Source organism: Arenimonas terrae (genome assembly GCF_006265115.1).
In the GTDB taxonomy this organism is placed as follows: domain Bacteria; phylum Pseudomonadota; class Gammaproteobacteria; order Xanthomonadales; family Xanthomonadaceae; genus Arenimonas; species Arenimonas terrae.
The window spans coordinates 978,530-990,783 of the sequence record NZ_SMDR01000001.1 but is presented as its reverse complement, the minus strand read 5'-3'; the positions used below and the strand labels follow the sequence as shown (position 1 = coordinate 990,783).

Here is a 12,254-nt window from a genome sequence, read left to right as displayed (position 1 = left end):
ATGAACAAGAAGTCCGCACTGACCCATGTCGATGCCGCCGGCCGCCCGGCCATGGTGGACGTGTCCGCCAAGGCCGCGACCGCGCGCGAGGCGGTGGCCGAATGCCGGGTGCGTTTCCCCGCTGCCGTAGCGAGCGCGCTGCGCAAGGCCGGCATGGCCACGGCCAAGGGCGCGGTGGTAGACACCGCCATCATCGCCGGCACGATGGCGGTCAAGCGCACCCACGAGCTGATCCCGTTCTGCCATCCGCTGCCGATCGACGGCTGCCGCTTCGACGTGGCCTGGGCGACCGACAGCACGCTGCGCATTAAATGCGCGGTCAAGACCACGCACCGCACCGGCGTCGAGATGGAGGCCCTGACCGGCGCCACCGTCGCGGCGCTGACGGTCTACGACATGGCCAAGGCGCTGTCGCACGCGATCGTGCTGGGGCCGGCGAAGCTGCTGGCCAAGCGCGGCGGCAAACGCACCGTCGGGAAGGCGAGGGCATGAGCATCACCGTGCTGTATTTCGCCAGCCTGCGCGACGCCGCCGGCCGCGACAGCGAACAACTTCCGCTGCCGGCTTCGCTGCGCGGGCTCTACGACGAGCTGCGCGCCCGCCACGGTTTCAGCCTGCCGGCCGAACGCCTGCGCGTGGCCGTGGACGGCTCCTTCGCCGCCTGGGACTCGCCGGTGCACGAGGGCAGCGAGGTCGCCTTCATCCCGCCGGTGTCGGGCGGATGAAGCGCTTCGCGATCAGCGCCGAGCCCTTCGAGATCGCGCCGCTGCGGCAACGCCTGCTCGCGGACCAGGCCGGCGCCTACGCCAGCTTCGAGGGCTGGGTGCGCGACCACAATGAGGGCCAGGCGGTGCGCGGCCTCTTCTACGAGTCCTACCGCGAACTGGCCGAAGCCGAAGGCGAACGCATCCTGGACGAGGCACTGCAGCGCTTCGACATCAGCGCCGCCGCCTGCGTGCACCGCACCGGCGAACTCGCCGTCGGCGACCTGGCGGTCTGGGTCGGCGCCAGCGCCGCCCACCGCGGCCCGGCCTTCGAGGCCTGCCGCTGGATCATCGACGAGGTCAAATCCCGCGTCCCCATCTGGAAGCGCGAGAAATACGCCGAAGGCGAACAATCCTGGCTCCACCCGGAAAACTAGCCGCGCAGCCGCAACCTGCGAAGCCCTCTTGGTAAGGGGGCGCGCCGACAGGCGCGGGGATCGGAATGTGCAGATCGGGGCCCGCGATTCGCGAAGCGAATCGTGGGGAAGTCTGTGTTCGCACAGACTTTACCCCCTTGGTAAGGGGGCGCGCCGACAGGCGCGAGGATCGGAAGTGCGTACGGGGACCCTGGGTTTGCGCAGCAAACTTAGGGCCGCCTTTGCGGGCGCAGCCCGAAAAGGCGGTAGCCCCGCCGGCTTACCCCGGCACCCGCATCAGCCGATACCGTTGCTGCCTTCCGGCCCTGGCGGGATTTTCGACCTAGCGTCGCGGGGGGCCGACGGGGCCACCATTGAAACGAACGGCGCACCGGGGGCGCGCCGTTTTTGACTCGACCGCGGCCGGAAACAACCGTGGCATGAAGAGTGGCGGAGAGAGAGGGATTCGAACCCTCGATACGGGGTTTAGCCGTATACACACTTTCCAGGCGTGCTCCTTCAACCGCTCGGACATCTCTCCGCAGAGATAACCGCCTGAAACAAGCCGGAAATCATACCCGTCGGCCGAGGCCGGGACAAGCGCGGCGATTCCTGCTGGCCCGGGGGCGGGGGGGTTGGCACAATGGAGCGGTCGGTCCCGACTGTCCCAGGCCCCCGCATGTCCTACCTCGTGCTCGCCCGAAAATGGCGCCCCCGGCGCTTCGCCGAACTGGTCGGGCAGGAGCACGTGGTGCGCGCGCTCAGCAACGCCCTGGAGACCGGCAAGGTCCACCATGCCTTCCTGTTCACCGGCACCCGGGGTGTCGGCAAGACCACGATCGCCCGCATCTTCGCCAAGTCACTCAACTGCGAGCGCGGCACCAGCGCCGAGCCCTGCGGCGAATGCGCCGCCTGCCGCGACATCGACGCCGGCCGCTACGTCGACCTGCTCGAGATCGACGCCGCCAGCAACACCGGCGTGGACGACGTGCGCGACCTCATCGACAACGCCCAGTACCTGCCGTCGCGCGGCAAGACCAAGGTCTACCTGATCGACGAAGTGCACATGCTGTCCAAGCCGGCCTTCAACGCGCTGCTCAAGACGCTGGAAGAGCCGCCGGAACACGTGAAGTTCCTGCTGGCCACCACCGACCCGCAGAAGCTGCCGGTCACCGTGCTCTCGCGCTGCCTGCAGTTCAACCTGCGCCGGCTCGACGAGGCCCAGATCGGCGGCCAGATCGGCCGCATCCTGCAGGCCGAGGGCATCGCTTCCGAACCTGGCGCGATCGCGCTGCTGGCGCGCGCCGCCGACGGCAGCCTGCGCGACGGCCTGTCCCTGCTCGACCAGGCCATCGCCTACACCGGCGGCCAGCTGGACGAAGCGGCCGTCAACGCCATGCTCGGCACCGTGGACCGGGCCCAGGTCGGAGCCCTGCTCGAATCCCTGGCGGCGGGCGATGGCCCGGGCCTGATGGCGCGGGTCGACGAGCTGGCGGCGTTCTCGCCGGACTTCGGCCACGTGCTCGAGGACCTGGCGACCGCGCTGCACCGGATCCAGCTGCAGCAGCTGGTGCCCGGCATGGCCGACGACGGCGGGCGGGTGGACGTGGCCGGCCTGGCTGCGCGCCTCTCGCCCGACCTGGTGCAGCTCTGGTACCAGATGGCCGTCACCGGCCGCCGCGACCTGGCGCTCGCGCCCAGCCCGCGCACCGGTTTCGAGATGAGCCTGCTGCGCATGCTGGCCTTCCGGCCGGCGGGCGAGGGCGGGGCCACGCTGCCGCTGCCGCAGACCGCCGCCGCGCGCGCCCCGGCAACGCCGTCAGCGGCCTCGGCCCCGGCGCGATCCGCCGCCCCGGCGCCGGAACCGGCGCGCGAATCCCCCCGCCCTTCGGCTCCGCCGATGGCCTCTCCGGCCGTCGTTCCGCCGCCTGCCGCCCCGCCGGCCACGCCGGCCACACCGGCCACACCGGCCACACCGGCCACACCGGCCACACCGGCCACACCGGCCCTTGCGCCGCGCGCCGCGAACGGCAGCCACCTCGCCACCGCCGAAGATTGGCTGTCCCTGGTCGCCAGCGCCGGCCTCAAGGGCCCGGTGCGCGAACTGGCGGCGCACAGCGCCTTCTGCGGCCACGCGGACGGCGTGCTGCAGCTGTCGCTGCCCGACAGCTTCGACCACCTGCGCAGCGACGGCCTGGTGCGCCAGCTCGCCGCCGCGCTCGGGGCCCTGCTCGGCGCGCCGCCCCAGATCCGCTTCGAGTCGGCCAAGGCGGCCGGTTCGGAAACCCTGCACGCGCGCACCGAACGCCAGCGCGGCGAACGCCAGGCCGGCGCCGAGGAAGCCTTCCTCGCCGACCCGGTGATCGCCCGCCTGGTGCAGCAGGGCGGCACCGTGCTGCCCGATTCCATCCGTCCCCTGGACGACCACTGACCCAAAGGAACACATCATGCGAGGCAACATCGCCCAACTCATGCAGCAGGCCCAGCGCATGCAGGACAACCTCAAGAAGGCCCAGGAAGAGCTGGCCAACATCGAGGTGCTGGGACAGTCCGGCGGCGGCATGGTCAAGATCACCCTGACCGGCAAGATGGAGTGCCGCAGCGTGCGCATCGACCCGTCGGTGCTCGCCGACCCGGAGATGCTGGAAGACCTGGTCGCCGCGGCCTTCAACGACGCGGTCAACAAGGCCAACGAAGAAAGCGGCAAGCGCATGTCGGCCGCCACCGCCGGCATGCCGATCCCGCCGGGAATGAAGATTCCGGGCCTGTTCTGATCCGCCGCGACGCCACGACGTGAGCGCCTCCCCGCTGCTCGAGCAGCTCATCGAGTCGCTGCGCTGCCTGCCCGGCGTCGGCCAGAAGTCGGCGCAGCGCATGGCCTACCACCTGCTCGAACGCGAGCGCGAGGGTGGCTTGCGCCTGGCCGGGGCGCTGGCCGAGGCGATCGAGCGCATCGGCCACTGCGAATCCTGCCGCGATTTCAGCGAAACGCCGCTGTGCGCGATCTGCGCAAGCGGCTCGCGCGACCGCGGCCTGCTGTGCGCGGTCGAGTCGCCGGCCGACCGCCTGGCGATCGAGACCGCCACCGGCTACCGCGGCCTGTACTTCGTGCTGCAGGGCCGGCTCTCGCCGCTCGATGGCATCGGTCCGCGCGAGCTCGGCCTGGACAAGCTGGCCGAGCGGCTGGCCGCAGGCGAGGTGCGCGAACTGATCATCGCCACCAACCCCACGGTCGAAGGCGAGGCCACCGCGCACTACCTCGCGCAGCTGGCGCGCCAGGCGCAGGTGCGGCCCAGCCGGCTCGCCCACGGCGTGCCGCTGGGCGGCGAGCTGGAGTACGTCGACCGCGGCACCCTGGCGCACGCCTTCGGCTCGCGCACCGAAATCACTTCCTGAGGCAGACCGCCATGGCCACGATTTTCGACAAGATCATCGCCCGCGAGATTCCCGCCGACATCGTCTTCGAGGACGAGCACGTGCTCGCCTTCCGCGATATCCATCCGCAGGCGCCGGTGCACGTGCTGTTCATCCCCAAGCACGCGGTGCCCACGCTCAACGACCTGGGCGCCGGCGACGAGGCCGTCGTCGGCCGCCTGGCGATGGCGGCCGCGGCCTATGCGAAGAAGGAGGGCTTCGCCGAAAACGGCTACCGCGTGGTGATGAACTGCAACCGCGACGGCGGACAGACCGTGTTCCACATCCACCTGCACCTGCTGGCCGGCCGGGCCATGCACTGGCCGCCGGGTTAGGCGCGGCTCACCACCACACCGGATAACGCTCGACGATCACGTCGACGTCGCGGCGCTCGGGCCACAGGAGGACCACGTCGGCCGCCAGCCGCGGATAGCGGTAGTCGTATTCGCCGACCTTGCGGGTTTCATAACCCTCGATGGCGCCGGAAATGGTGACCTCGCGGCCGGGCAGGAACACTTCCGGATCGTAGAAGCCGGCGCGGCAGGCCAGGAAGCGGCCGGTGCTGCCGTCGTCGCGCGCCAGCGGACGGCCGTCACTGCCGACGCGGATGCCCACCACTTCGAAGCAGCTGCGGTCGGCCAGCGGCTCGACCCTGACCACGCGGCCGCCCCAGCGCACGCGTTCGCCGACCCGGCCATCGCGCGCGGCCTGGCCAGGCTCGATCGGCGCGAAATCGCCCTGCAGCGCCTTGGGCGCGCTGACGCAGCCGGCGAGCAGCAGGGTGGAGAACAGCAGCGCGGCAAGACGGGTCATGGGCTTCTCCGGAATCAACGTGGCCCGGGCCGGTAGGCGCGGAGCTCTTCGATCAGCCGGTCCTTCTGATCTGGCGTCAGCGCGGCGGCAGCGTATCGCCAGGCGGCGTAACGCCGGCTGAGCGATCGCAATTGTCCGGCCTGCGCCGGCAGGGCCGCCGCCAGGCGTTCGCCGAAGCTCAGTGGCGGTTCGGCCGCTGCCTTCGCCAGTCCGGCACGACGCAGCCGCTTGGTGAAGGCGAACCAGGCGACGACCAGCGGGTCGCGGGGCTCCGGCCGCCCCCGCAGCAGCACCCACAGCGTCAGCCCCAACGCCAGCCCGGCGCCGACCGCGAACGCGGCGACCAGTTGGCCGGTGCTGGCCTGGCCGACGCCCAGTGGCCGCAGCAGGCTGGCCTGGCGCGCGGCGTCGAATCCGACCACCAGGTCGTTCCAGCCCCGCCGCACCCAGTCGCCGAAATCGCGCAGCGGCGCGAAGGTCTCCGGCAGCAGCGCTTCCCGGCGGGCAAGGTCCTCGACGGTGTCCAGGACCCGTTCGGGATTGACCGCCGCGGTGGGGTCGACGCGGATCCAGCCGCGCCCCCGCAGCCAGACCTCGGTCCAGGCGTGGGCGTCCATCTTGCGGACGATCCAGTAATCGCCGTAGCGGTTGCGGTAGCCGCCGGAATATCCCAGTACGACGCGGGAGGGGATGCCTGCGCCGCGCATCAGGCTGGCGAATGCCGAACTGAAGTGCTGGCAGAAACCGACCCGGGTCTCGAACAGGAACTCGTCCACCGCGTGGCGGCCCGTCGGCGGCACGGTGAGGCTGTAGCTGAAGTCCTCGGCGATCCAGGCCAGCGCCCGCCGCACCACCGCGACGTCGTCGCCGCCACTTTCGCTGCGCCAGCGTTCCGCCAGCGCACGGGCGCGTGGATTGAGGTCCCGGGGCAGGGTGAGCGCGCGGCTTTCCTCCAGCGGCGACAGACCGTCCGGGAAGCCGGCCTGCATGGTCGAGGTGCCTGAGTACTGGAGCAACTTGTCGACCGGCGCGGCGGTCACCACGCTCAGGTCCCCGGTGAGCTCGCCGGACGCAGGCGCGAGCAGAGGCAGGTCGAGCGTGACCAGGTAGCGGCGGTCGGTGGGCTCCATCTCGACCTGGTAGCGGTAGGTCGCCGTCATCGGCATCAGGCGCGGCGGCTTGCCGGGGGCGAAGGCCTCGCCGCGGCTCCAGGTCTGGCCGTCGAACTCCCACAGCACCTGTCCGCGCCAGTAGAGATCCTGGCGCCGTGGCTCGGCGCTGTCGAAACGCACGCGCAGGGCGGGCGCATCGTCGGCGAACAGTTCGATCCATTGGTCGGGCGTCATGCGGTTGCCCAGGCCGCTGCGCCCCACGGCGTTTTCCGGCATGCCCCAGAGTGGGCTGCCCAAGCGCGGGAACAGCCAGAACCCCGCCAGCGCCAAGGGCAGGCCCATCAGCACCGCCAGCCCCACCGCGCGCAGGCGGCTACGGCCGACCTGCGGCACCGGCGAGCCCGGCCGCTGTTCGGCCAGCACCGACAGCGCCACCAGCTGTAGCCCGACGGCCGGCAGCGCCAGGCCCAGGGTGAGGGGTCCTTGGTCCTGCAGGAAGGCGGTGAACGGCGCGAACAGCGAAAAACCCAGCAAGCTCCGTGCGTCGCGCAGATGCCTCGTTTCGAACGGTTTGAGCGCGAGCAGCGACGCCAGCATCGCGCAGCCGGTGTCCCGGCCGATGCTGAAGTCGTGGCTGACCAGCACATAGACGCCGAGCAAAGCCAGCAGCACGAGCCTCAGGGCCATCGGCCATTGCCGGGACACGCCGGCGCCCAGCGCGGCGATGACGGCCAGGGTCAAGGCCAGGCCCGTCGGAATCTGCAGCAGCAGGGGCAGCAGGCAGGCGATGGCGGCCGCCATGCACCAGGTGCGCACGCGGGGCGGAATGAGCTCAGGCATCGGGCATCAGCGCAAGGGCGCGCAGGCAGGCGTGGCGGTGTTCCGGCCCGCGGCCCGGACCCAGCGACTGGCCGGGCAGGCGCAGGCGCCAGCGGCCGCCGAGGCGCTCGGCCTCGAGCACCCAGCGGGTCAGGCGGCGGATGCGCGCTTCATGGGGCAGGGTCCCCAGGCTGTACCAATCCAGTTCGATCTCGCGCTGGGCACTGGCTTCGTACTCGCGGACCATCAGCCGGTCGATGCGGGCCGAGGCCTTCCAGGCGACCTGCCTCAGGGCGTCCCCGATGCGGTATTCGCGCAGATGGTGCGGCTGGTCGCCGTGGGCGTGGGTGCGGCTGGAGGGGCCGTCGCCGCCCGGGTCGGGCAGGGGCACGCCTTCGGCTTCGGGCGACGGGTACACCAGCAGCCGGACATCGGGTTTCAGCCAGGACCAGGCGCGCGCCAGACCGAAGGGACGCACCGTCGACAGGCGCAGGCGCTCGGGCACCAGCCAGCCCCTTCGCTGCGTCGGCAGGTTGAGCCTGACTTCGCCGCGTTCACCCGGCGCCAGCTGGAAGAAGGCCTCTTCGTCTCCGGCGCGCAGCTCCAGGCCTTCGCGTGCAAGATTGCCGCTGGCCTCGAAAGCCAGGCGCAGGATCATCGGGCGGCCTGCGTGCACCGGTTCGGAATGCAGCGCGATCAGGCGCAGTCCCGACAGCGTCAGGTGGGCGTGCACCAGGCTGTTGTGCGCCACCGCGATCAGGAGGAAGGCCAGCACCAGCGCGGGGTTGTTGTTGTAGTTCAGCCCGCCCAACAGCATCGCCCCGAGCATGCCGGCCAGGAACAATCCGAAACCGGTGGGCAGGATGTAGACACGGCGGCGGTCGACCACGATCGGCAGCGTTTCCGCCGACTTCGGGCGAACCAGCGGCAGGCCGGCGAGCCGGTCGCTCCAGCGCTCGACGAGATCGCGCGGTCGGGCCAAGGGCTCAGTCCACCGCCACCGTGCGCAGGATGCGGGCGGCGAGCGCGTCGCGGCCCTCGGATTCGGATTCGGGCACCAGCCGGTGCGCCGCCACCTGGGAGAACAGGGCCTGCACGTCTTCCGGCAGCACGTGGTCGCGACCGGCCAGCAGTGCGTGCGCGCGCGCGCCGCGCAGCAGCCCGAGGCCCGCGCGCGGCGACAGCCCGACCTGCACGCCGGGATGGCGCCGGCTTTCCTGCAGCAGGGCCTGCACGTAGGACACGAGGGCTTCGCTGGCGTGCACCCGCTCGACCGCGCCGCGCAGCGACAGCACGTCGTCGCCGGTCAGCTGGGGCAGGCTCTGCGCGATCAGGTCGCGGCGGTCCTCGCCGGCCAGCATCTCGCGCTCCGCGCCGGGGTCGGGGTAACCGAGCTGCAGGCGCAGCAGGAAGCGATCCATCTGCGAATCGGGCAGCGGGAAGGTACCGGCCAGGTCCACGGGGTTCTGGGTGGCGACGACGAAAAAGGGCTGCGGCAGCGAATGGGTGACGCCGTCGACCGTGACCTGGTGTTCGGCCATCGCTTCCAGCAGCGCGCTCTGGGTGCGCGGCGGCGCCCGGTTGATCTCGTCGGCCAGCAGCAGCTGGGTGAACACCGGGCCGGCGTGGAAACGGAACTCGCGCGTGGTCTGGTCGAAGATCGAGACGCCGATGATGTCGGACGGCAGCAGGTCGGAGGTGAACTGCATGCGCTGGAAATCCAGGCCCAGGCTGGCCGCCATCGCGCGCGCCAGTGTGGTCTTGCCCAACCCCGGAAGGTCCTCGATCAGAAGGTGGCCGCCGGCCAGCAGGGTGGTGAAGGCCAGCTGCACTTCGCGCGGCTTGCCCAGGACCAGCCGGTTGACCTGGCCCAGCGCGGCGTCGAGGGCTTCGCGGGTGCGGTCGGTTAGGATGTGCGGGTCGATGGCCTGCGCGTGCATGGAGTGCGTCCGGGCGGAGTTCGAGGAAGGATACCCCGCGGATGCTGGCATGGGCCTGAGTTCCCTGCGCGTGAAATTCCTGGTCGCCTGGGCGCTGCTGCTGCTGGTCAAGCTGTGGTTGGCGCTGTCGCTGCAGCCCTTCGGCGACGAAGCCTTCTACGCACTCGAGAGCCGGCGCCTGGCCTGGGCCTATTCGGACCTGCCCGGATTGACCGCCTGGCTGATCCGTCTGGGCACCGAACTGGGTGGCCAGAACATCTTCGCGGTGCGCCTGCCTTTCCTGCTGCTGGGTGCGGCGCTGCCCTGGCTGGTGGTGCGCATCGCCCGCCGCTGGTTCGGCGACGAGGCCGGCTGGCAGGCGGGCCTGCTCGCCCTGCTGATGCCGCTGGCGGGCCTGATGGGCGTGCTGGCGCTGCCGGACGTGCCCATGCTGTTCGCCACGCTGCTTTGCCTGGATGCGTTCGCGGTGCTGCTGCGACGGGTCGCGCCTGGAGCGCTGCTGCAGTTGGCCCTGGGTCTGATGATCGGCGCGTTCTCGCACTACCGCTTCGCCCTTGTCGTGGTCGCCGGCGCGGTCGGCCTGCTGTGCGTGCCGCGCGGCCGCGAACTGCTGCGCGAGCCGCGGCTGTGGCTGGCGGTCGCGGTCGGCGCGGCCGCCTGGTGGCCGCTGCTGGCCTGGAACCAGGCGCATTCCGGCGCCGGCCTTGCCTTCCAGCTGGTCGACCGCCATCCCTGGAATCCGCACCTTCAGGGCCTGTGGTGGCCGCTGGTGCAGGCCGTGGTGGTGACGCCGCTGCTTTTCGTGCTGCTGCTGGCGGTGCTGCGCGAAGCCTGGCGCCGGCGCCGGGGTCCTCACGAAGCCTGGCCGCTGCTGGGTGGCGTCGCCAGCGTGTCGGTGCTCGGCTATCTCGCGCTCGGCTTCTTCGCCGACAGCGAACGCGTCAGCTTCCACTGGCCGCTGGCGGGGTGGCTGGCCCTGGTTTGCGCGGCGCCCGCGCTGCTGGGTCACTGGCGGCCGGCGTGGCGGCGGGCCCTGCATGGCCTGACCACCGTCGGGCTGCTGGCGATGGTGGCCTACCTGGCGCTGCTGACGCAGCCGGCCGCGCGCGCGCAGTTGGCGTCGGGCCCGGCGTATGCCGACAACTTCTCGGGCTGGGAGGACATCGCGCACGAGGTGCGCGCGGCCCTCGCGGCGATGCCGCCGGACACGCGCGTGGTCGCCGACAACTTCATGCTGGGCGCCCAGCTTTCGCTGGCCCTGGACCGCGGCGACATCCCGGTGCTGGATCATCCTCTCAACCGCAAGCACGGCCGCGCCGTGCAGCTGGCCGACTGGGGGCTGCTCAGCGCCGGTCGCTCCGATTGGGGCCCCGGCCCGATCTTGCTGGTGGTCGAGGACACCGCGCGCCCACTCAAGCTGCGGCTGCAGGGGTATCGCGACCTCTGCCGGCAGGCGGGCGGGCTGCCCCCACCACAGGTGCTCAACGTCGACCATGGCCGCAAACGGTTCCTGCTGTTCCGGATCACGGCGTCGTCGGCGGGCTGCGTCACGCCGGCCCTGGCCTGGATCCAGACGCCGGGCCCGGGCGAACGCGTCAGCGGCCAGTTTCCGGTGAAAGGCTGGGCGCTGAAGCAGGGCGCCGCGGTGTCCCTGGTCGAGGTGTTTTTGGACGGGCGGCGGGTCGCGGTCGCCGACTACGGCCAGCCCCGTCCGGATGTGATCGACTACTGGGGGCTGCACGGGAGCGACCCGGACGTGGGTTTCAGCGCGCGCCTGGATCTGACCGGTCACGCGCCCGGAACGGCCTGGCTGGGCCTGGTGGTCCGCGGCGACGACGGCAGCGTCGAAGCCTGGCCGGAGCAGCCGGTCCGGATCGAGTGACGGACCCGTCCCTCAGGGCACGCGGAAGCCCGCCTCGCGCAGCGCGGCGGCCAGGGCGATCAGCGGCAGGCCGACCAGGGCGGTCGGGTCGCGGGTGTGGATCGCCTCGAACAGCGCGATGCCCAGGCCCTCGCATTTGAAGCTTCCGGCGCAGTCGTACGGCTGTTCGGCATCCAGGTAGCGCAGGATTTCCTCCTGCCCCAGCGGCCGGAACCGCACTTCGGTGAGGTCGAGTCCGGCGAGGCGCCGCCCGTCCGGTCCGACCAGGCAGAACGCGGTATGGAATCGGACCTCGTGCTCCGAGGCGGCCAGCAGCTGCGCCAGCGCCGTGTCGCGATCGCCGGGCTTGCCCAGCGGCTGGCCGTCGCGGTCGGCGACCTGGTCCGAGCCGATCACCCAGGCCGCCGGACGCCGGGCCGCCACGGCCAGGGCCTTGGCTTCGGCCAGGCGGACTGCGAGGCCCGCCGGGGGTTCGCCGGGCAGCGGGGTTTCGTCCACCTCCGGACGCTCGACCTCGAAGGGCAGGCCCAGACGCTGCAGCAGCTCGCGCCGGTAGCGCGAGGTCGATCCCAGGACCAGGGTGCTCACGTCGGCCCCGGGTCCCGCCGCAGGGTTGCGGGCTCGCGCCGCGCCGCGTCGGCGCTGGCCTGGGTGGCGTCGGCCAGCTCGGCGCCGGCCTGTTCGAGTTCGTCCAGCTGGCCGGCCAGGCGGCTGCGCGCCCTCTCCAGGGCGGCGCAGGCGGCGTCGAGCTCGGACTGGCGGGCGGTCTGGCCGTGCTTCTGGATCCACAGGCGGTGCTGGAGCACGTCGCGCTTGGCGTCCAGGATGGGCTGGATGCCGTCGAGCGAGGCCTGGGCGACGGCGGCGATGTCCGCCGGTACCCGGCCGACCACGGCCTTCATTGCTGCCATGCGCTCCTGGCTGCGGTCGAGCAGGGCCTGCATGGCATCGGCCAGGTCCAGCAGCCTGAGCAGGCTGCGTTCGCGGCGTCGCGCCCGCAGGATCGAGACCAGCAGGATGAGGGCCAGGGCCAGGGCGGCCAGGCCGGCAATCAGCAGGACAGTGGGCATGATGGGGTCCGAAAGGCTGGCGGCAGTCTGCACCAGGCCCGGATGGAGCGGCAAACCCGTGCGGCCGCAAAGGCTTAGGTTTGA

Annotated in this window: 14 protein-coding genes, 1 tRNA gene and 1 other RNA gene; 8 read left to right on the top strand and 8 right to left on the bottom strand. The window is 71.6% G+C overall.

The features are described 5' to 3' along the window. From moaC to E1B00_RS04755, 3 genes are read left to right on the top strand one after another with little or no spacing between them, the layout of a single operon-like run. Window positions 1–492: a cyclic pyranopterin monophosphate synthase MoaC gene (gene moaC, locus E1B00_RS04765; protein WP_139446201.1), complete on the top strand. Its 492-nt coding sequence runs from the start codon at window positions 1–3 to the stop codon at window positions 490–492. Further along, the gene (locus E1B00_RS04760) at window positions 489–725 is read left to right on the top strand and encodes a MoaD/ThiS family protein (protein WP_139446199.1); all 237 of its coding nucleotides are present in this window, start codon (window positions 489–491) and stop codon (window positions 723–725) included. The genes moaC and E1B00_RS04760 overlap by 4 nt, the downstream gene beginning before the upstream one ends. After that, on the top strand, window positions 722–1,141 hold the full coding sequence (locus tag E1B00_RS04755; protein WP_139446198.1) for a molybdenum cofactor biosynthesis protein MoaE: 420 nt from the start codon (window positions 722–724) through the stop codon (window positions 1,139–1,141). The genes E1B00_RS04760 and E1B00_RS04755 overlap by 4 nt, the downstream gene beginning before the upstream one ends. 248 nt (window positions 1,142–1,389) lie before the next feature. On the opposite strand, the gene ffs is transcribed toward E1B00_RS04755, so the two are convergent. Both ffs and E1B00_RS04745 read right to left on the bottom strand, forming a co-directional pair. Next, window positions 1,390–1,486, bottom strand: an RNA gene (gene ffs, locus E1B00_RS04750) — signal recognition particle sRNA small type. A gap of 82 nt (window positions 1,487–1,568) precedes the next feature. Continuing rightward, window positions 1,569–1,661: transfer RNA gene (locus E1B00_RS04745), tRNA-Ser, on the bottom strand. A 138-nt stretch (window positions 1,662–1,799) separates the two neighbouring features. On the opposite strand from E1B00_RS04745, the gene dnaX reads away from it, so the two are divergent. Genes dnaX through E1B00_RS04725 form a run of 4 tightly spaced genes read left to right on the top strand, consistent with a single transcriptional unit; the run spans window position 1,800 to window position 4,869 of the window. Continuing rightward, the gene (gene dnaX / locus E1B00_RS04740; protein ID WP_139446196.1) at window positions 1,800–3,551 is read left to right on the top strand and encodes a DNA polymerase III subunit gamma/tau; all 1,752 of its coding nucleotides are present in this window, start codon (window positions 1,800–1,802) and stop codon (window positions 3,549–3,551) included. Between the two features lie 16 nt (window positions 3,552–3,567). Then, on the top strand, window positions 3,568–3,894 hold the full coding sequence (locus E1B00_RS04735) for a YbaB/EbfC family nucleoid-associated protein (RefSeq protein ID WP_139446194.1): 327 nt from the start codon (window positions 3,568–3,570) through the stop codon (window positions 3,892–3,894). Window positions 3,895–3,913: 19 nt separating this feature from the next. Continuing rightward, window positions 3,914–4,516 (top strand): recombination mediator RecR, encoded by a 603-nt coding sequence (recR, locus tag E1B00_RS04730; RefSeq protein ID WP_139446193.1) that lies wholly within the window; start codon window positions 3,914–3,916, stop codon window positions 4,514–4,516. An 11-nt stretch (window positions 4,517–4,527) separates the two neighbouring features. Continuing rightward, on the top strand, window positions 4,528–4,869 hold the full coding sequence (locus E1B00_RS04725) for a histidine triad nucleotide-binding protein (protein ID WP_139446191.1): 342 nt from the start codon (window positions 4,528–4,530) through the stop codon (window positions 4,867–4,869). Window positions 4,870–4,876: 7 nt separating this feature from the next. Here the strand turns inward: E1B00_RS04725 and E1B00_RS04720 are convergent, their stop codons facing one another. Genes E1B00_RS04720 through E1B00_RS04705 form a run of 4 tightly spaced genes read right to left on the bottom strand, consistent with a single transcriptional unit; the run spans window position 4,877 to window position 9,218 of the window. After that, window positions 4,877–5,347, bottom strand: a complete 471-nt coding sequence (locus E1B00_RS04720; protein ID WP_139446190.1) for a Slp family lipoprotein — start codon at window positions 5,345–5,347, stop codon at window positions 4,877–4,879. Between the two features lie 14 nt (window positions 5,348–5,361). Continuing rightward, the gene (locus E1B00_RS04715; RefSeq protein WP_139446188.1) at window positions 5,362–7,299 is read right to left on the bottom strand and encodes a transglutaminase TgpA family protein; all 1,938 of its coding nucleotides are present in this window, start codon (window positions 7,297–7,299) and stop codon (window positions 5,362–5,364) included. Then, window positions 7,292–8,260 carry a DUF58 domain-containing protein gene (locus tag E1B00_RS04710; RefSeq protein ID WP_139446186.1) on the bottom strand — a complete coding sequence of 323 codons (969 nt, stop codon included), beginning with the start codon at window positions 8,258–8,260 and terminating at the stop codon, window positions 7,292–7,294. Before E1B00_RS04710 ends, E1B00_RS04715 begins: the two co-directional genes overlap by 8 nt. Window positions 8,261–8,264: 4 nt before the next feature. Continuing rightward, window positions 8,265–9,218, bottom strand: a complete 954-nt coding sequence (locus E1B00_RS04705; RefSeq protein WP_139446185.1) for an AAA family ATPase — start codon at window positions 9,216–9,218, stop codon at window positions 8,265–8,267. A 49-nt stretch (window positions 9,219–9,267) separates the two neighbouring features. On the opposite strand from E1B00_RS04705, the gene E1B00_RS04700 reads away from it, so the two are divergent. Beyond that, the gene (locus E1B00_RS04700; RefSeq protein WP_139446183.1) at window positions 9,268–11,100 is read left to right on the top strand and encodes an ArnT family glycosyltransferase; all 1,833 of its coding nucleotides are present in this window, start codon (window positions 9,268–9,270) and stop codon (window positions 11,098–11,100) included. 12 nt (window positions 11,101–11,112) lie between these two features. On the opposite strand, the gene E1B00_RS15755 is transcribed toward E1B00_RS04700, so the two are convergent. Together E1B00_RS15755 and E1B00_RS15750 are read right to left on the bottom strand one after the other, a co-directional pair. After that, window positions 11,113–11,688: a Maf family protein gene (locus E1B00_RS15755; protein ID WP_246048475.1), complete on the bottom strand. Its 576-nt coding sequence runs from the start codon at window positions 11,686–11,688 to the stop codon at window positions 11,113–11,115. Next, window positions 11,685–12,170 carry a hypothetical protein gene (locus tag E1B00_RS15750; protein ID WP_246048473.1) on the bottom strand — a complete coding sequence of 162 codons (486 nt, stop codon included), beginning with the start codon at window positions 12,168–12,170 and terminating at the stop codon, window positions 11,685–11,687. Before E1B00_RS15750 ends, E1B00_RS15755 begins: the two co-directional genes overlap by 4 nt. Window positions 12,171–12,254: the final 84 nt, after the last annotated feature.